A 17,896-nucleotide genomic window follows, 5' to 3' on the forward strand; every position below is an offset into this window, starting at 1 on the left:
GAATTCGATCCGTGGCCGGGGCGCGAAACGGATATCGTCGCGGCATGTCCTCTCGCAAAGTGGGAACCCAGCGCGCCTTCGACGCGGCCGCCGCCGACTTCGCCGCACTCGGGCGGCATCTGTGGGAGCCGATCGGTGCGGCCACGGTGGCCGCCGCCGGGCTCGCCGAGGGAGACCGTGTCCTCGACGCCTGCTGCGGCACCGGGGCTTCGGCGATTCCGGCGGCGCACGCGGTCGGCGCGGGAGGGGTGGTGGACGCGCTCGACCTCTCCGGTCCGATGATCGGCGAGCTGCGCCGTCTTGCGGCAGGCTTGCCGCAGTTGCGCGCGCACGAGGCCGACGCGACGGCGTGGGACACCGGCGGCTACGACGTCGTGCAGTCCGCGCTCGGCATCTTCTTCTTCCCCGACATGACGGACGGGACCGAGCGCCTGATCGCCAGGGCCCGCTCCGGCGGCCGGGCCGTCTTCACCATCTGGCGCGGCGGGGCCATGGTGGCCGCGGGCCGCCATCTCGGCCGCGCGGTCGCGGCGGTGACCGAGTCCGCGCCGCCGCCGGAGCGTGAACCGAGCCTGATCGATCGCGTCGACCAGGCGGATCCCTACGCCGCGTGGCTTTCCGAGCGGAATCTGTCCGATGTGGACGTCGTGGTCAACGAACTGCGGCTGACCATGACGCCGGAGATCGCCTGGCTGGTCGTCATCGGCTCCGGCTTCCGGGGACTGCTCGACGATCTGGAGCCCGACGTCGTCGAGCGGGTGCGCGAGCGCTATCTCGAGTCCTTGCGCGCCGACGGGCTGACCGAACTCGACGCCACCACCCTGATCGGCTCCGGCACCGTCCGCTGACGGATATGACCCTTTCGGTGTACAGTCGTTCACTCAAACCGGGGTGAACGGCGGGACACGGGTGCGATCAGACAACGACTCCTCTGTTCGGGGCCGCGGGCAAGGGCCGTTCGGCTTCTGGCTGCTCGGCCCGCTCGCTCAGGATCCGGCCGTCTTGCGCCGTCGCGTCCAGGGGCTGCTCACCGGGACGCTGATCGCGACTAACGTCATCGGCGCGCTGGTCGTGGTCGGGCTGGCGGCGCTGCTCATGCCCGCTCCCGGCATGTCCGGCGAACTCATCCGGGTGACCGCGATCGCGGTCCCGGTGTACGTGGTCTCCGCCGTGGTGGTGGGTGCGCTGTGGGGCACCCGCGGCGCGCTGCGGACGTTGCGGTGGGCGGCCGAGGGCCGGACGCCGACCGACGTAGAACGCGCGTCGAGCCTCCGGGTCCCGCTGCGCCTGACGCTGGTCCAGGCGGTGTTGTGGGGTATCGCGACCGTGGTGTTCGGCGTGCTGGCCGCGCTGGTGCAGCCGCGGGTCGTGCTCACCGAACTGCTCGTCGTCGCGTTCGCGGGAGTGGTCGTCTGTGCGATCGCCTACCTGGCCGGGGAATTCATCCTCCGGCCGTACGCGGCGCTGGCGTTGTCCGGCACGGTGCCGGCGCGGCCGCTCAGCGGCGGGGTGAATCTGCGGATGCTGCTGTTCTGGTGCCTCGGCACCGGGGTGCCGGTGGCGGGGCTGGTGGTCACGGCGGTGCTGGCGTGGGCGCGCGGCGACGTGTCGACGACGAAACTCGCCGTCTCGGTGATCGCCCTGGGGCTGGTGGTGCTGGTCTTCGGACTGCTGGTGACGGTGTTCACCGCCCGCGCCGTGGTGAACCCGATCCGGTCGGTGCAGCACGCGCTGGGCCGGGTCCGCGCCGGTGACTTCACCGTCGAGATCCCGGTCTACGACGGCACCGAACTCGGTCTGCTGCAAGCGGGTTTCAACGGGATGGCCGCCGGTCTCGCCGAACGCGAACGTTTGCGGGATCTGTTCGGCAGGCATGTCGGCGAGGACGTCGCGAGCGAGGCGATGCGCACGTCGGCCGAACTCGGTGGCACGGTCCGGACGGTGTCGGTGCTCTTCGTCGACCTGATCGGCTCGACCGCGCTGGCCGCGAGCCGTCCGCCCGAGGAGGTCGTCGGCCTGCTCAACCGGTTCTTCGCGGTGGTGGTCGACGAGGTCGACCGCAACCACGGGCTGGTCAACAAGTTCGTCGGCGACGCCGCGCTCGCGATCTTCGGCGCGCCGGTGCGGCTGGAGGACCACGCGACCCTCGCGCTTTCCGCGGGACGGGCGATCGCGCGCAGGCTGGCGGCGGAGGTGCCGGAATGCCCGGCCGGGATCGGCGTGGCGACGGGTGAGGTGGTCGCCGGGAACGTCGGCGACCCGCGACGGTTCGAGTACACGGTGATCGGCGATCCGGTGAACGAAGCGGCCAGGCTCACCGAGCTGGCGAAGAACGTCGAAGCCCGGCTGCTCGCTTCGTGGACGGCGATCGAGTCGGCGGCCGAAGCCGAGGCCGCGCAGTGGAAGGCGACGGAGGACGTCACCTTGCGGGGCCGGTCCCGGCCCACCACGCTCGCGACACCCGTGGCGGATTCACAGCCTTTGTGAAGGCGCCGTGAATCTTGCGCGGTAGCCCGGACTCCGCCGGTGGCGGACCGTGAACGATCACAGCGGCTCCTTCGCGCCTGGTGAGGGCGTTGTTCCCGCAGCCCGGGCGGCGCACGGTGATCTCCCCACCCCCGTGTCAAAGGAGACATCTGTGAAGAGCCTTTCGAGGGCCGTGCTGGCGACCGGAGCCGCCGTCTTCGCGCTGAGCATGCTGCCCGCCACCGCGTTGGCGCAGTCCAGCGACGGGGACCGGCCCAGCGGCCTGATCAAGACCCAGACCCACACTCAAGTGCGGGAGATCGCGCCGGTGGCCGGGACCGCGACGACGGTCGCCGCGACGGCCGCGTCCAAGCAGCTGAACTACACCCAGCAGGTGCAGCAGTACAACCAATGGTGCTGGGCCGCCGACGGTTCGAGCATCGAGCGGTCGCTGGGCGGCACCGCCACCCAGGCCCAGTTCTGCGCCGCGGGCAAGGGAACCTCGGCCGGATACTGCCCGAACCAGCCGGCCCAGATCTACGAGATCGTCCGCGGTTTCCGCGGCACCGGCTTCTCCGCGCAGGACGCGGGCGGCCCGATCGGCTTCAGCTCGGTCGTCAGCCAGATCGACTCCGGGATCCTGAACCTGACGGGCATCTACTGGACCTCCGGCGGCGGCCACGCCGAGGTGATCTACGGCTACGACTCGGCGAACCAGTCGATCATGGTCGGCGACCCGTGGCCCACCTACCAGCGCTACCAGACCTGGAACTACAACCAGTACCGCAGCAACGGCCAGTTCCGCTGGAACGACACCATCGTCAACATCCGGAAGGGCTGAGGCGCGATCATGAACACGATCTGCCGGAAGTTCGCCGGTTGTCTCGCGGTGGCCGTCGCGACGCTGCTGCCCGCCACGCCGCCCGCCTCGGCGAGCGAGCGCGTCGTCCCGCCCTCGGACGGCGACCTCGCGGCGGCCGTGCGTGTCGCCGGGCAGCCGGACGCGATCGGACTCGCGAGATCGAACTTCCGGCAGGTCGACCACATCGAACCGCAGCGGATCACCATGGCGGAGAAGGGAATCCCGGTCTACACCCTCAATCCCGACTTCGTCAGGGGCGTCGAGGGGGCACCGGCGGGCATGCTCAGATCCGTCGCCGTGACGGCCACCGCGGATTCCGGGCAGAAGGCCACGCTGCAGGCGATGCCCGAGGGACCGGGGAAGTGGGTCGCGGCGAGCGTGTTCTCCGGGAACGACGAAGAGACCCTGAGTGCGCGGCTGAAGCCCGGCGCGGTCCTGCTCAACGAACCCCAGATCAACGGCTGGTACGAACTGGGGCCCGACGGTGTGGTGCTGCTGCAGGCGAGCCTGCCGCAGTCGCCGGTGGGGAAGTTCGTCCCGCTTTCCGACTACCAGCGGGCAGTGCACGGCCGCTACGCCGACAAGCTGCCGGGATCGGACTACCAGCGCGGCGGCGGGATCGGCTTCACACAGCCGGTGGCCCCGCCCGCCGAAACGGGGATTCCGGCCGGGATCGTGGCCGGCCTGATCACCGCCGGGTTCGCCGGAGTGGGTGTCGTACTCGTCGCGGTGTGGCGGCGGCGCCGTCTCACTCCCAGATGAGGTCGATCCCCGCGATGCCTACGTCGAGTTCCTCGAAGTAGGCACTGACCGTCGCACCCGGTCCGGGATGCAGCGGCTCGCTGACCACGGGGGCGAGGTCTTCGCGCTCCCGCACGGTTTTGACGCATCGCGCCGGGAGCGCTCCGCCGTCGAAACGCATGCGGAGCAGATACGCCGACATGCGCGACCGCACCGTCCGGTGGAAGCAGGTCGAACGGACCGACGCGGCCAGCCGCAGGGTGAACGCGAAGGTGTGCGTTTCCCCTTCGGCCAGGCTGCGGTCGAAGAGGAGCTCGAACACCATCCCCGGCGATGTGGCGCTTCGGCGCACTCTGCCTCTTCGGCAGCCGTCGGTGGCGAGGACGGTCGTGGCCTCCATGTCGGTGCCGGGTTCGTCTTGGTGGGTCACCACGAAACCGTCCGCGCCGGGCTCCCGTGCCCGCACCACCATGGTCGAGGTGATCTCCGAGATCCGTCCTTCGCCGGTCATGGTGAGCACGTCGACGACGGTGACGACGTCGAGCTTCGCGTTGCCCTCCGTGCCGGGAGACGCGCTCAGCTCGTCCAGCAACGAACAGGTCTCGGCCCAGCTCTGCCGCAGTTCGGCGACCGAGGGCCTGCGGTCGTCGCCGGGGGAACGTCGTTGCGGGCCGATCAGGACGATGAGGCTGTCCGGCGGCAGGCCCAGCACGGCTTCGAGCGCGCGGACGATGTCGAGCGAGCGCGGCGTCGACGGATGGCGAAGGCCGCGCTGCCAGTAACTCAAGGTCGATTCGGCCACGGAAACGCCGCGTGCCGCCAGATGCGCGCGGATCCGGGACAGGGAAAGGCCGCGATGCTCCACCGCCTCGGAGAGCGCGCGATGGAACGAGCCGGTTCTGACCTCGCGTTCCTGGTACATGGGCACCCCCACCGACGCCGGATTGGCGCAAAGCATGCGCAGTCCGGCGCCGGTCGGCAACCGCCTAAGGTCGAAAACCGGACTTTCAGGCGAATTCGAGCCGCAGGCTTTCGAGGCCGCGCAGCGTCACCTGCTTCACCCAGACCGGATCGGCGGCCCGGTGGAAGGCGCGGCCGGCGCCGAGCAGCGCCTCGAAGACGATCCGGCCCTCCATGCGCGCGAGCGGGGCGCCGAGACAGAAGTGGATGCCCTGTCCCAGCGCGAGATGCCTCGGCGAGGGGCGATCCACGTCGAAACGGTCCGGGTTCTCGTGCGTGCGCGGGTCACGGTTGGCCGCTCCCAGCAGTACGACCGCCTGAGCGCCTTTGCCGACGACCTCGTCACCGATCGTCGTGTCCCGCAGGGCGAGCCGGGTCGTCAGCTGGACGGGGGAGTCGTACCGGAGCATCTCCTCGACCGCGTTCGGGATCTTCGACCGGTCCTCGGCCAGTTTCCGGTGCTGCTCCGGATGGTTCAGCAGCGCGAGGATCCCGTTGCCGATCAGGTTGGTCGTCGTCTCGTGCCCGGCGACCAGCAGGAGCATCGCGGTGATCACCAGTTCGCCTTCGCTGAGCCGGTCGCCCTCGTCGGAGACCGACACCAGATCGGAGAACAGGTCACCGGTCGGCCGCTTCCGCCGTTCCTTGGCCAGCTCACGGAAGTAGGCGACGAACTCACGCCGGGCCGCGACGGCCGCCGCGACGGTCTCTTGCGCGATGAGGAAGGACGGGTCGAGTGCGCGCCCCATGGCGTGCGACCACCCCTCGAAACGCACGCGGTCGGCGAGGGGAACCCCGAGCATCTCGCTGATGACGACGACCGGCAGCGGCTTCGCGATCTCGGTCATCAGGTCGAATTCTCCCCTTTCGAGCGCTTTCGCCACGAGCTCTTTCGCCAGCTCCTCGATCCTCGGAGCGAGCTGCTCGATCATCCTCGGCGTGAACGCCTTGGAGACCAGCCGCCGCAGCCGCGTGTGATCGGGCGGGTCGAGCGCGAGGAACGACCGGACCACCCGGCCCTGCTCGTCCACCGGCTCGTTCTCGTGCGGATCCGGCAGCACCTCCGGCTCCCCATGTCCGAAAGCGGGGTTCTTGAGCAGGGCGGACGCCTCTTCGAACCCGCTGACCACGAAGAATCCGTCGGCGGCCGCGAAGACCGGCCCGCGGTCGAAGACCTGACGGTAGAACGGGTACGGATCGGTCCTGGTCTCCGGCGTGAGCAGGTTCTCGAGCATGAGCCGATCCTATGCTCAGCCGTCGAGGATCTCCGTGGGTTTCGCGAAGCGGTACCCCAGCGCGCGCAACGAGTTCACCAGGTCCCGCAGGCCACCCTCGCCGAGGAACGGGTGGTAGAAGAAGCTCGCGACGTTGTCGCGGACGACGAGCGCGCTCTGCGCGTCGGCGAGCATGTCGACGGCGGTGCGGGAGGCGTGCTGGTTGAACGCGACGGGCGCCACGTTGCCGATGTTCTCGGGGACGACGTTCGCGCCGTAGACGTCGCGCACCGGATACGGGAAGAACTGGCCGTACACCTGTTCCGTGGTGGCGGTGGCCGTCGCACCGCATCGCCCGCCGGGGCAGAAGCCCGCGTAGTAACTGCCGCGGTCGTAGCGTGCCTGGAAGATCTCGGTGACCCGCTGATAGTCCACGGCCGAACCGCCGTAGTGCGGGAACTCGAACATCGTCGGCTCCGGGAGGCCCACGCGCTGGAACTCGCCGAGCCCGGTCGCGACGCGGTCGTCGAACCACCGGGCGGAATCCTCGGGCATCGGGCCGTCCAGCCGGACCGTACCCGCACCGTCCACACTGGACTTGTAGAACTCGAAATCGCTCGCGCTGACCCCGTCGTACGGGTTCGGGCCACTGTCGCTCTGATGGCTGTAACCGTGCATCACCAGCGTCGCGCCGGCCTGGACGGCCTCCTTGAGCACGGCGACCAGGTCCGGCGAGTCCACCAGCCGCGCGGAGGTCGGGACGCCGTCGTTGGCCCGGCCTTGGGGGTCCGAGTAGTACGGGTACACCGCGAGGGAGAACGGGATCTTCTCCCGGACGAGGAAATCCGTGACGCGGCGGAGCTCTTCCGGTTTCGTCCGCGGGCCGACGTCCTCGAGCCGGATCAGCGCGCGGTGCCGGTCCGGCGCCTGCGGAGACAGGGCACCGAGCAGGATGTCGGCCGCCGCGAGGTAGCGGTCCTGCGCTCCGGCGTAGGCGTAGGGCACCTCGGCCACGTACGTCAACTGTCCTGATTGGACGGCCCAGGGTGACGGCTCGCCGCCTGGAGCGCTCGCCTCGGCCAGGATCTGGACCCGCGTCCGATCACGGACGTCGATCGCGACGACCCCGGTACCCGAACGGGGATCGCGGCGCAGGGGAGTGCCTTTGTAGGTGACGGTGGTGGGGTTGTCGTCGCGGTAGCCCTCCGCGCGCCAGCCCGCGTCCGCGCGCAGTTGCCAGATGTTGGCGCCGATCCAGACCACCGGGACACGCGCGGCCGCGACGTCGTTCAGGAACGCCTTCGGCAGCGCCGCGTCGGAGACCGAGCCGACGTACACGATCGACTGGAAGGCGTCCGCCTGCCGCGGCCGGTAGTCGGCGGCGGGCCGCAGTTCCCAAGCGGTGCCACGGGAAACCAGGTTCGCGGTGAACATCGCGTACGCCTCGGCCGTCCGGATCTCTTCGGGCGGTGAGACGGTGCCGTCCTTCTTGCGCCCGTCGTCGTAGAGCACGAGGGTCTTCCTGGCCGGATCCCCGCCGGGGCCGGGCAGGCCCGCTTTTCCCGCGCCGGGAAGGCGATCGGCCAGCGACACCGGAGCCGCGGCCGGCGACGCCGTGACCGGATCCTTCTTCGTCACCTGGACCAGGACGACCACGACGACGGTGACGGCGACGACCGCGACGACCGCCAGCCGGAACCAAGCGGGCAGGCGAAAGCGCTGCCCGCCGTTGTCCTTCGTCATCGGGTCAGACCTCGGCCGGTTCGTTCGCGGAGGCGGGCCGGAACGGGGCGGGCGGATCCGCGGCCAGGCCGAGGAGGTACGCGAGGGCTTGCTCGGTCCGTTCGGCGGCGGCACCGTCGCCGAACGGGTTGCCCTTGCTCATCATCCGGGTGCGCGCCGCGGGGTCGTTCAGCAGCAGGCTCGCGGTCGACACGATCTTGTCGTGGTCCGTCCCGACGAGCAGGGCGCAGCCCGCGTTCACGGCCTCCATGCGCTCGGTGACGTCGCGGAGCACCAGGACCGGGACGCCGAAGGTCGGGGCCTCTTCCTGGATACCGCCGGAATCCGAGAGCACGAGTGTGCTGGCTGCCAAGGTCGCCGCCAGTTCGGGATACGGCAGCGAACCGGTGATCAGCGCGCCCGGCGAATCCGCCAGTTCCGCGCGGACGAGATCGCGCACCTCCGGATTCGGATGCGCGGGAAGCACCACCCGCAGTTCCGGATCGGAGGCCATCAACCGGGCCACCGCGCGCAGGACCCGGCGCATCGGCTCGCCCCAGGATTCGCGGCGGTGGAGCGTGACCAGCATCAGTTTGACCGCGCCGCGGGTGGCGTTTTCCAGCAGCGTCGCCAATTCCGGATCGTGCACGGTGGTGGAGCCGTCCGTCACCGTGAGGATCGCGTCGACGACGGTGTTCCCGGCGACGAGCACGTTCTCCTCGGGCACCCCTTCGGCCAGCAGGTTCGCGGCGGCGTCGGGAGTGGGGGCGAGATGGAGCGCGGCCGCCTGGGTCACCAGTTTCCGGTTGAGTTCCTCGGGGAACGGGGCACCGAGGTCGAACGACCGGAGGCCCGCTTCCAGGTGCACGACGGGGACGCGGAGCCAGAACGCGGTGAGCGCGCCGGCCAAGGTGGTCGTCGTGTCGCCCTGGACGATCACGGCGGTGGGCGGCCGCCGACCGGCCACTTCTTCCAGACCGGTGAGAAGTCCGGAAAGGAGTTCCGGCTGGGAGCCCGTTCGCCGATTCACCGTCAGATTTTCATCCGCCGTCAATCCGAACGTCGCCAAGGCCTGGCCGACCATTTCGGGATGTTGTCCGGTGGCGATGAGTACGGGCCGCATCCGCCCGCCGGAAGCCAATGCCCTGGCCACCGGAGCCAGTTTCACGGCCTCCGGCCGGGTTCCCACGACGAGCCAGATTTCGGGCATGACGTCGGTCTCGTTCTGTGCGTTACGCACCTGGTCCTTCTTCCGGGGTCGCGCTTCGGTACGGCGTGAATTCGTCAGTGAAGTCACGAAAGAGTGGTGGGTGAGGCGAGGATCACTAACTGATGGTCACCTTTATGGGGGATCCGTCGCTCCCGAACGTTAACACAAGCGGGGTAACGTACCCACTCGAAAGGCTGAATATCGCTTACCAGGGTGACCCGCGACTCGCCGTTGAAAACTGTGAGTAGATGTTTGTGGTGCCCGCCGCCCGGAGGAAAAGACATGTCGATGGTGCCGGTGGGCCCGGTCAAGGTTTCCGCGCTCGGAATCGGCGCGACCATGGCGGGCGCGACGGTGAGCACCGTGCTCGCGCTCGTGATCGGAGTGGTCGCGGTGCTCCTCATGGCGCGTTCGCTGCATCTTCGCCTGAAGGACTGATGGCGAGCCCCGCCTTCGCCGCGACCATGATGCTGTTGCTCCTGTGGTGGCCGGCGCACAATCTCCTGCTCGCGGCGTTCGCGTGGCGCACCGGCCGTCCGCGCCGGGCCGTCGCGGCGCGCGGAGAGGGGCTGGAGTTCTGGATCGTCATCCCGGCGCTCAACGAGGAACGCGTGGTCGGCAACACCGTCCGGAACGCGCTTTCGCTTGGCACGGAACGGAATCCGGTGCGGGTGCTGGTGATCGACGACGGTTCGGACGACGGCACGCCCCGCGTTCTCCGCGAGGTGGCCGACCCGCGGCTGCACGTCCTGCGCCGTGAGCTCCCGCAGGCGCGGAAGGGCAAAGGCGAGGCGTTGAACGCCGGCTACCGCTACATCCTCCGGCTGTGTGAGGCCGAGGGGAGTGTGGCGCGCACGATCGTCGGCATCATCGACGGTGACGGGCGGGGCAGTCCGGGGATGCTGCGTGAGGTGGCCGACGTGTTCGGCGACCGCGGCGTCGGCGCCGTGCAATGCCGGGTGCGGATCCACAATCGGCGCAGCGTGCTCGCGCTGTTACAGGATCTGGAGTTCGGCGCGGTCGCCGACGCGTCCCAAAGCCTGCGCGATCTCGCGGGCAGTGTCGGAATGGGCGGGAACGGGCAATTCACGCGACTCGGCGTGCTGCGGCGCTTCGACCCGGCTCCGTGGTCGGACTGTCTGGTCGAGGATCTCGAACTCGGGCTGAGGCTGCACGTCGCCGGTATCCGGATGCGTTACGTGAAATCGGCGTGGGTGACGCAACAGGGCCTGGTCGATCTGCGCCGGTTGCTGCGGCAACGCACGCGATGGGCACAAGGCAATTTGCAATGTGCGAGACATTTGCGGGAATTGCTGGCCTCACGACATGTGGGCAGTATCGGTCTGCTGGATTTCCTCGCCTATCTCGTGACCCCGTGGTTGACCGTGCCGTTGTCCTTGGTGGTTTCCCTGTTGTTCGTGGGCACGCTCGTCGCTTCCTGGTCGGGGGTCACGCTGGGCGGCCTGATCGCGCCGCCCTCGGCGTTGCCCGGCGCAGCCTTGATCGGCGTGGCCGTGCTGCTGGTGCCGGGGGTGGTGTGGGCGATCGTGCACCGGCTGCGGCTCGGTGAGGAACCGCTGCACCGCTGTCTGCTCGCGGGTCTGCTCTACCCGGGATTCCTGGTGCTCGGGGTGGTCGCGACCTGGCGCGCGCTGTTCCGGGTGGTCGCCCGCCGCAACAGCTGGACCAAGACGGAACGGTTGAGCGAGGAGCCGCCTGAGAAGGTGTCTGTGTGACTGTCGACGCGCTTGAACGCCAGTTCTTGCCCGATTTCGGGCAAGAACTGGCGTTTCGTTAGCCGGATGTGCATGATGAGCTCCGTGGAGGACGCGGACATCGTCGAGCAGGTGGCCTTGTCGACAGGTTTGTCGACGGCCATCGCCGCCCGTGTCGTCGAAGACGTCCTGGCGTACTACCGGCAGCCCGCCGAGCAGTACGTCCGGTCCAGGCATGCCCAGTTGCAGGCGGAGGGCAGGAAGAACCCCGAGATCTTCCCCCAGATCGCCGGTGAGCTGAGCCGCCGTCTCGTCGCGCCTCCCGACCTGTCCGAGCGGCAACTGCGCCGCATCGTCTACGGCTGACGGACCACACCCGTCCGTTTTCTTTTGTGAGGTTGACTCGTCATGTGCGGAATCGTCGGCTACATCGGCGGCCAGAACGCCGCTCCGATCCTGATCGAGGGGCTGACGCGGCTGGAGTATCGCGGCTACGACTCGGCCGGGATCTCCGTCCTCGGCGGTAAGGGCGCCCAGGTGCACCGCATCGTGGGGCGGGTGCGGAACCTGACGGCCGCGCTGCCGAAGCGGCTCGCGGGCAAGGTCGGCATCGGGCACACGCGGTGGGCGACGCACGGTCCCGCGACCGAGGCGAACGCCCATCCGCACGTCTCCGAAGACGGCCGGATCTCCGTGGTGCACAACGGGATCATCGACAACGCCGACGCGCTGCGGGAGCAGCTCACCCAGGCGGGGGTGACGCTGTCGTCGGAGACCGACACCGAGGTGCTCGCCCACCTGATCGCGCGCTCGGGCGCGAAGACGCTGGAAGACGCGGTCGTCGAGGCCGTCTCCCGCGTCACCGGCACCTACGCGATCGCCGTGACCGACACCGAGCACCCCGACCGCGTCGTGGTCGCGCGGAACGGCTCGCCACTGATCATCGGCGTCGGCGACCGGGAGATGTTCGTCGCCAGCGACCTGTCCGCGCTGGTCCGGCACACCTCGCAGGTGGTGCACCTCGACGACGGCGAGTTCGCCAGCGTCTCCGCCACCGGCTACCGCACCTTCACCGTCGACGAGAGCGACACCGGCAAGGCCGCGACCGCGATCGACATCCAGGCCGACGACCTCGACCTCGGCGGCCACCAGCACTACATGTACAAGGAGATCCAGGAGCAGCCGGAATGCCTGGAGCGGATGATCCGGGGCCGTCTCGACGACCGGTTCGGTGTGTCCCGTTTGGACGGTTTGAACCTGACTCCCCGTGATCTGCGCGGATTCGCGCGCGTGAAGATCCTCGGCTGCGGTTCGGCGTACTACGCGGGCCAGATCGGCGCCACCATGATCGAGGACCTGGCGCGGGTCCCGGCCGACGCGGAGGCGGCGTCCGAGTTCCGCTACCGCAACCCCATCATCGAAGCGGACACCCTCTACATCGCGGTCAGCCAGTCCGGCGAGACCGCGGACACCGCGTTCGCCGTCGAAGAGGTCAAGCGCAAGGGCGGCCGGGTGGTCGGCCTGGTGAACGTCGTCGGTTCCACGATCGCGCGGGCCTGCGACGGTGGCCTGTACCTGCACGCCGGTCCGGAGATCGCGGTCGCTTCGACCAAGGCGCTCACCAACATGGCCGTCGGCTTCGCGATGATCGCGCTGGCCCTCGGCCGCGTCCGGGACCTGTCCAACGCGGACGGGCAGCGTATCGTCGCGGCGTTGCGGGCGCTGCCGAAGCAGGTCGCGGCCATCGTCGAAGCCGAGTCCCAGATCGCCGAGCACGCCAAGATCTGCGCCGACGCGCGCAGCCTGTTCTTCATCGGCCGGGTCCGGGGCTTCCCGGTGGCGCGGGAGGGCGCGCAGAAGTTCAAGGAGATCTCGTACCGGCACGCGGAGGCCTACCAGACCTCGGAACTCAAGCACGGCCCGCTCGCGCTGATCGACGAGGAGCTGCCGACGGTCGCGATCGTGCCGTCCGACGACCTCGCCGACCGCAACCTGGCCGCGATGCAGCAGATCAAGGCGCGCAAGGGTCAGGTGCTGGCGATCACGCACGACGACGTGGACTTCGGCGATCTCGACGTGCCGCGGTTCGTGGTGCCGCGTTCGGAGCCGGAGCTCGACCCGATCCTGCTCACGATCCCGCTGCAGCTGCTGGCCTACCACGCCGCGCTGATCCTCGGCCACGACATCGACAAGCCCCGGAACCTCGCGAAGTCCGTCACCGTGGAATGATTTCCGCCCTCAGCGATCGAGGGAGTCCGCGATGAGGCGATACCTGCTCGCCGTCCAGCTCGACGAAAGCGAGCGGGACGCGCCCGAGGACGAGGTCCGGGCCATGCTGGCCAGGACGGGCAAGGTCACCGACGAGATGAAGGCCGCCGGGTCGTGGGTCTTCGTCGGCGGGCTCGAGCACTCGGACGTCTCCACGGTCGTCCGGCCCGCCGGCGGCACGACCACGATCACCGACGGCCCGTTCGCCGAGACGAAGGAGCAGCTCGGCGGATTCTGGGTGATCCAGGTCGAGGACCTCGACCAGGCGCTCGCGTGGGCGCGGAAATGCGCGCTGGCCTGCGGACAGCCGATCGAGGTGCGGCCGTTCGGCGACCCGTCGCTCCGGCAGTGATGGACTTCGCCGGGATCTACCGGGCGGAGTACGGCCGGTGCGTCGCCACCCTGACCCGCCTCCTCGGCGACATCTCGCTCGCCGAGGAGGCGGTTCAGGACGCGTTCGCGACGGCGGTCGAGAAGTGGGAGAAGACGCCGCCCAATCCGGGCGCGTGGATCGTGACCACCGCCCGCAACCGCGCGATCGACCGGCTGCGCCGGGAATCCACCCGCGAGGCACGGCACGCCCAGGCGTTGCTCCTGCACACGCCGGACGAGCCGCGGGAGACGGGGCCGGTCCGCGACGACCAGCTCCGCATGATCTTCACCTGCTGTCATCCGGCGCTTTCGCCGCCCGCGCGGGCGGCGCTCACCCTGCGCCTGCTCGGCGGGCTGGAGGTGGGGGAGATCGCGCGGGCGTACCTCGTCCCGGAAACGACCGTCTCCCAGCGGATCGTCCGCGCGAAGAAGAAGATCCGCGACGCGGGCATCCCGTACCGGGTGCCGGGGGAGGGCGAACTGCCCGAGCGGCTGGACTCCGTCCTCACCGTGCTCTACCTGGTGTTCAACGAGGGTTACGCGTCCACGTCGGGTGAGCTGCTGCGGACGGACCTCTGCCTGGAGGCGATCCGGCTCGCGCGGGCGCTCGCCGAGCTGATGCCCGGCGAGCCGGAGGTGACCGGGCTGCTGGCGCTGCTCCTGCTCACCGAAGCGCGGCGGCCGGCGCGGGTGGGGCCGTCCGGTGAGCTGGTGGTGCTCGCGGAGCAGGACCGGTCGTTGTGGAACCGGGAACTGATCGCCGAAGGACACGAGCTGGTGCGGCATTGCCTGCGTCTGGACCGGCCTGGTCCGTATCAGGTCCAGGCCGCGATCAACGCCGTGCACACGGACGGCGACGCGACCGACTGGACGCAGGTGCTGGCGCTCTACGACCAGCTGTGGCGGCTCGCCCCATCGCCGGTCGTCGCGCTCAACCGCGCGGTCGCCGTCGCCGAGGTGCACGGCCCGGCGGCGGCGCTGGCAGGCATCGAGGAACTGGACCTGCCGGGCTATCACCACCTGCCGGCCACGCGGGCGAATCTGCTGTCCCGCCTCGGCCGGACCGCGGAAGCCGTCGCCGCCTACGACGAGGCGATCGCCTTGGCCACCAACGACACGGAACGCGCTTTCCTGGCGGCCAAACGGGCAGTCCTAACGTAGCTTCGGGCAACACTCTGTCCTCAATGGACGGAGGGGGTTCCGTTGTCGGACCGGCGGGAAACCAACTATTGTCGCCATGACCGCTCGTCCGCCACGGCAGGAGGTGACCGTTGTACGCCGAAGAGCGGCAGCGCGCCATCCTCAAGCAGGCCAGGCGGAACGGCCGTGTCGACGTGGCGACGCTCGCGGCGGCCTTCGAGATCACCAGCGAGACCGTCCGCCGTGATCTGACGGCGCTGGAACGCAGCGGTGTGGTGCGGCGGGTGCACGGCGGCGCGATCCCCGTCGAACGGCAGGGTATCGAGCCGGGCCTCGACGCCCGTGACGCGGTGATGACCGCGGAGAAGGACCGTATCGCCGCCGCGGCCCTGGAGCAGCTCCCCGACAGGGGCGCGATCCTGCTCGACGCGGGCACCACGGTGGGCAGGCTGGCGACTCTCGTCCCCTCGGACCGTGAACTGACCGTGGTCACCCCTTCGCTGCCGAACGCGTGCGCGCTCGCGAACCGGCCCGGCGTCACGCTGATGCTGGTCGGCGGGAGGCTGCGCGGCCACACCATGGCCTCAGTCGACGGCTGGGCGCTGGACGCGCTCAAGGACACCTACGTCGACGTCGCTTTCCTCGGTACCAGCGGCCTTTCCGTCGAGCGGGGGCTCACCACCCCGGACACCGCCGAGGCGATGGTGAAGCGCGCGGCCATCGCGTCCGCGCGACGGACGGTGCTGCTGGCCGATCACACCAAGATCGGTGACGACCACTTCGCCCGGTTCGGGGACCTCTGCGATGTCGACACCCTGATCACCGACCGCGGTGCCGAACCGCGGGAGCTCGACGAGATCGGCCAGGCAGGCGTCAAGGTGATCATCGTTTGAAGCGTACGGGCGAGCGGCTCGCCGGATACCTGATGACAGCGCCGTTCTACGTCCTCTTCGGCGTGTTCGGCCTTTTCCCGCTGCTCTACACCGCGTGGGTGGCGCTGCATCACTGGCATCTGGTCAACGGTGACACCGGGTTCGCCGGCCTCGACAACTTCGGCGTCCTGCTCCAGGATCCGCATTTCTACAACGCGCTCTTCAACACGGTCAGCATCTTCGTCCTTTCGACCGTCCCGCAACTGTTCGCCGCGCTCGGCCTCGCCGCCCTGCTCGACCGTCCCCTGCGGGCGAGGACCCTGTGGCGGGCCAGTGTGCTGTTGCCCAACGTCGTCTCGGTGGTCGCGGTGGCGCTGGTGTTCAGCCAGCTGTTCGCGGAGGACTACGGCGTCGTCAACTGGGTGCTGGGCCTGGTGGGGCTCGATCCGGTGGATTGGCGGTCGGACCGGTTCGCGTCTCATGTGGCGGTGAGCGCGATGGTGATGTGGCGCTGGACCGGCTACAACGCCCTGCTCTACCTGGCGGCCATGCAATCCGTGCCGCAGGAGCGGTACGACGCCGCGATGCTCGACGGTGCCTCGCGCTGGCGGAGCTTCTGGTCGATCACGGTGCCCGCGATCCGGCCGACGATCGCCTTCACCGTCGTCGTCTCGACCATCGGCGGGTTGCAGTTGTTCGCCGAGCCGCAGCTGCTCGACGAAACCGGCGTCAACGGCACCGGTGGCGCCGACCGGCAGTTCCAGACTCTGGCCATGTACCTGTACGAGAAGGGCTTCGGCGAGTTCGATGCCGGATACGCGGCGGCCATCGCGTGGCTGCTGTTCCTGTTCTCGGCGGTGTTCGCGCTGGTCAATTTCTCGCTCGTGCGCCGGATGCGGGGCGGTGAATGACCGTGGCGGGGAGAGAACGGACCGGTTTCGTCGTCTACGGGCTGCTGCTCGCCGTCGTCGTCGCGTCGATCTTCCCGTTGTACTGGTCGTTCGTGGTGTCCTCGAAGGACAATTCCGCCCTCGGGGAGACGACGCCGCCGCTGGTGCCCGGCGGCAACCTGATCGAGAACGTCGAGCGGGTCTTCGGGACCGTCGATTTTTGGCTGGCGATGCAGAACTCGCTGATCGTCGCCGGCACGGTGACCGTTTCGAACGTGCTGCTCTCCAGCATGGCCGGATTCGCCTTCGCGCGGTTGCGGTTCCCCGGTCGCGACTCGCTGTTCTTGGTCGTCATCGGCACCGCCATGGTGCCCGCGCAGCTCGGCGTCATCCCGCTGTACCTGGTGGTCGGCGAACTCGGCTGGTACGGACGGCTGGAGGCGGTGATCGTGCCGGGACTGGTCGGCGCGTTCAGCGTGTTCTGGATGCGGCAGGCGTGCGAGGAGGCGATCCCCGGCGAGCTGCTGGACGCCGGCCGTGTCGACGGCTGCTCGACGATGCGGCTGTTCTGGAACGTCGCCATGCCCGCCATCCGCCCTCAAGCCGCGGTGCTTGGGATGTTGACGTTCATGACCGCGTGGAACGACTTCTTCTGGCCGTTGATCGTGCTCGACCCCAATGCGCATCCGACCGTTCAGGTCGCGTTGTCGCGGCTGGCCAGTGGGTACTTCACGGATTACTCGCTGATGCTGACCGCGGCGACCATCGGGGTGCTGCCGGTGGTCGGGTTGTTCATCGTGTTGGCCAGGAAGGTGGTCGACGGGGTTATGCGGGGGGCTCCGCGGGGCTGAGGTTCGGGTTCTTGGCTGGGGTGTTGCCGTGGTTTGGCGACGGAGACCGACGGGTTTGGTGGCGGCTGAGTCGCGGTGGGGTGGCGTGCGGCATTGTGGTCGTTTCTCGGCGATGGTGAGGACGTGGATGCCAGCCGGTGCGGGGAGGTGTGGTCCCGTGCTGTGGCCATTTTTCGGCAACCCGGCGAGCGTCTATCGTGGTTGCCGGGGTGGCGTCGCTCTGTTGGGCGAGGCTTCTGGGGTGCCCTCGTGTGAGTGTGGTCGTTTTCGGTGATGACCTAGGAAGAGTACGCGTCCGGCTTCGCGGTGCTGTGGTCGGTTTTCGGTGAATGTGTCGAGATGCGGTCCTGCGCCGTTGCTCGGTTGGGAGTCGTGTGGATGTAGCCGCTTTTCGGCGATGACCCCAGGGTGAGAACGCGTCCGGGTTCGCGGCGACGCCGTCGTTTTTCGGCGATGTTGAGGAGGGGGGAGCCAGTCGGTGCGCGGATTGCGGTTCGGTGCTGTCGTCGTTTTTCGGCGACGAGGGCTGAGGGGGCTCGGGCAGGGACCCCAGCGTCGTACGGCAGTCGTGGAGAGGTCCGGGATCGTGTCGTGGCCGTTTTCCGGCGACGGC

General features: G+C 69.2%; 17 protein-coding genes. 13 read left to right on the plus strand and 4 right to left on the minus strand.

Annotation, left to right across the window (positions count from 1 at the left end):
• Positions 1–44: 44 nt before the first annotated feature.
• The 4 genes from ED92_RS33505 (at position 45) to ED92_RS33520 (ending at position 4,090) form a co-directional block, all read left to right on the plus strand.
• Positions 45–848: a class I SAM-dependent methyltransferase gene (locus ED92_RS33505; RefSeq protein WP_037345294.1), complete on the plus strand. Its 804-nt coding sequence runs from the start codon at positions 45–47 to the stop codon at positions 846–848.
• Between the two features lie 61 nt (positions 849–909).
• Positions 910–2,487 carry an adenylate/guanylate cyclase domain-containing protein gene (locus ED92_RS33510; RefSeq protein ID WP_037345296.1) on the plus strand — a complete coding sequence of 526 codons (1,578 nt, stop codon included), beginning with the start codon at positions 910–912 and terminating at the stop codon, positions 2,485–2,487.
• A 151-nt stretch (positions 2,488–2,638) separates the two neighbouring features.
• Positions 2,639–3,307, plus strand: coding sequence for a papain-like cysteine protease family protein (locus ED92_RS33515; protein WP_037345298.1), 669 nt, complete (start codon positions 2,639–2,641; stop codon positions 3,305–3,307).
• 9 nt (positions 3,308–3,316) lie between these two features.
• Positions 3,317–4,090 carry a hypothetical protein gene (locus ED92_RS33520; protein WP_037345299.1) on the plus strand — a complete coding sequence of 258 codons (774 nt, stop codon included), beginning with the start codon at positions 3,317–3,319 and terminating at the stop codon, positions 4,088–4,090.
• Here the strand turns inward: ED92_RS33520 and ED92_RS33525 are convergent.
• The 4 genes from ED92_RS33525 to wecB are packed head-to-tail and all read right to left on the minus strand — an operon-like array spanning position 4,077 to position 9,205.
• Entirely contained in the window at positions 4,077–5,051 is a 975-nt protein-coding gene (locus tag ED92_RS33525) for a helix-turn-helix transcriptional regulator (RefSeq protein ID WP_235213428.1), read from the minus strand. The genes ED92_RS33520 and ED92_RS33525 overlap by 14 nt on opposite strands.
• 25 nt (positions 5,052–5,076) lie before the next feature.
• Positions 5,077–6,264, minus strand: a complete 1,188-nt coding sequence (locus ED92_RS33530) for a cytochrome P450 (RefSeq protein WP_037345302.1) — start codon at positions 6,262–6,264, stop codon at positions 5,077–5,079.
• Positions 6,265–6,279: 15 nt separating this feature from the next.
• Positions 6,280–7,986, minus strand: a complete 1,707-nt coding sequence (locus ED92_RS33535; protein ID WP_037345303.1) for a DUF2334 domain-containing protein — start codon at positions 7,984–7,986, stop codon at positions 6,280–6,282.
• Positions 7,987–7,990: 4 nt separating this feature from the next.
• Positions 7,991–9,205 carry a non-hydrolyzing UDP-N-acetylglucosamine 2-epimerase gene (gene wecB / locus ED92_RS33540; RefSeq protein ID WP_152611079.1) on the minus strand — a complete coding sequence of 405 codons (1,215 nt, stop codon included), beginning with the start codon at positions 9,203–9,205 and terminating at the stop codon, positions 7,991–7,993.
• A gap of 252 nt (positions 9,206–9,457) precedes the next feature.
• Here wecB and ED92_RS43075 point away from each other — a divergent pair, with 252 nt between their 5' ends.
• From ED92_RS43075 to ED92_RS33580, 9 genes are all read left to right on the plus strand, one after another.
• On the plus strand, positions 9,458–9,613 hold the full coding sequence (locus ED92_RS43075; RefSeq protein ID WP_162836908.1) for a hypothetical protein: 156 nt from the start codon (positions 9,458–9,460) through the stop codon (positions 9,611–9,613).
• Complete coding sequence (locus ED92_RS33545; RefSeq protein ID WP_037345305.1) at positions 9,613–10,911, plus strand: glycosyltransferase family 2 protein; 1,299 nt, start codon at positions 9,613–9,615, stop codon at positions 10,909–10,911. The genes ED92_RS43075 and ED92_RS33545 overlap by 1 nt, the downstream gene beginning before the upstream one ends.
• A gap of 72 nt (positions 10,912–10,983) precedes the next feature.
• Entirely contained in the window at positions 10,984–11,256 is a 273-nt protein-coding gene (locus tag ED92_RS33550; RefSeq protein WP_037345821.1) for a hypothetical protein, read from the plus strand.
• Positions 11,257–11,298: 42 nt separating this feature from the next.
• Complete coding sequence (gene glmS, locus ED92_RS33555) at positions 11,299–13,119, plus strand: glutamine--fructose-6-phosphate transaminase (isomerizing) (RefSeq protein ID WP_037345307.1); 1,821 nt, start codon at positions 11,299–11,301, stop codon at positions 13,117–13,119.
• Between the two features lie 31 nt (positions 13,120–13,150).
• A complete protein-coding gene (locus ED92_RS33560; protein WP_037345308.1) occupies positions 13,151–13,510 on the plus strand; it encodes a YciI family protein in 360 nt (119 codons plus the stop codon).
• Positions 13,510–14,691 carry an RNA polymerase sigma factor gene (locus ED92_RS33565; RefSeq protein WP_037345823.1) on the plus strand — a complete coding sequence of 394 codons (1,182 nt, stop codon included), beginning with the start codon at positions 13,510–13,512 and terminating at the stop codon, positions 14,689–14,691. The genes ED92_RS33560 and ED92_RS33565 overlap by 1 nt, the downstream gene beginning before the upstream one ends.
• Positions 14,692–14,801: 110 nt before the next feature.
• Complete coding sequence (locus ED92_RS33570; RefSeq protein ID WP_037345311.1) at positions 14,802–15,563, plus strand: DeoR/GlpR family DNA-binding transcription regulator; 762 nt, start codon at positions 14,802–14,804, stop codon at positions 15,561–15,563.
• Complete coding sequence (locus ED92_RS33575) at positions 15,560–16,453, plus strand: carbohydrate ABC transporter permease (protein WP_037345313.1); 894 nt, start codon at positions 15,560–15,562, stop codon at positions 16,451–16,453. Before ED92_RS33570 ends, ED92_RS33575 begins: the two co-directional genes overlap by 4 nt.
• On the plus strand, positions 16,450–17,283 hold the full coding sequence (locus ED92_RS33580) for a carbohydrate ABC transporter permease (RefSeq protein ID WP_037345315.1): 834 nt from the start codon (positions 16,450–16,452) through the stop codon (positions 17,281–17,283). Before ED92_RS33575 ends, ED92_RS33580 begins: the two co-directional genes overlap by 4 nt.
• Positions 17,284–17,896 lie beyond the last annotated feature (613 nt).

The sequence above is a fragment of the Amycolatopsis sp. MJM2582 genome (assembly GCF_000754115.1).
Lineage (GTDB): Bacteria > Actinomycetota > Actinomycetes > Mycobacteriales > Pseudonocardiaceae > Amycolatopsis > Amycolatopsis japonica.

Excerpts from the sequence above, each read along its gene's own strand:
- ED92_RS33560 (WP_037345308.1), top strand. The coding sequence starts at position 13,151 with ATGAGGCGATACCTGCTCGCCGTCCAGCTCGACGAAAGCGAGCGGGAC.
- ED92_RS33580 (WP_037345315.1), top strand. The coding sequence starts at position 16,450 with ATGACCGTGGCGGGGAGAGAACGGACCGGTTTCGTCGTCTACGGGCTG.
- ED92_RS33535 (WP_037345303.1), bottom strand. The coding sequence starts at position 7,986 with ATGACGAAGGACAACGGCGGGCAGCGCTTTCGCCTGCCCGCTTGGTTC.
- ED92_RS33520 (WP_037345299.1), top strand. The coding sequence starts at position 3,317 with ATGAACACGATCTGCCGGAAGTTCGCCGGTTGTCTCGCGGTGGCCGTC.
- ED92_RS43075 (WP_162836908.1), top strand. The coding sequence starts at position 9,458 with ATGTCGATGGTGCCGGTGGGCCCGGTCAAGGTTTCCGCGCTCGGAATC.
- ED92_RS33530 (WP_037345302.1), bottom strand. The coding sequence starts at position 6,264 with ATGCTCGAGAACCTGCTCACGCCGGAGACCAGGACCGATCCGTACCCG.
- glmS (WP_037345307.1), top strand. The coding sequence starts at position 11,299 with ATGTGCGGAATCGTCGGCTACATCGGCGGCCAGAACGCCGCTCCGATC.
- ED92_RS33565 (WP_037345823.1), top strand. The coding sequence starts at position 13,510 with ATGGACTTCGCCGGGATCTACCGGGCGGAGTACGGCCGGTGCGTCGCC.
- ED92_RS33505 (WP_037345294.1), top strand. The coding sequence starts at position 45 with ATGTCCTCTCGCAAAGTGGGAACCCAGCGCGCCTTCGACGCGGCCGCC.
- ED92_RS33545 (WP_037345305.1), top strand. The coding sequence starts at position 9,613 with ATGGCGAGCCCCGCCTTCGCCGCGACCATGATGCTGTTGCTCCTGTGG.
- ED92_RS33550 (WP_037345821.1), top strand. The coding sequence starts at position 10,984 with ATGATGAGCTCCGTGGAGGACGCGGACATCGTCGAGCAGGTGGCCTTG.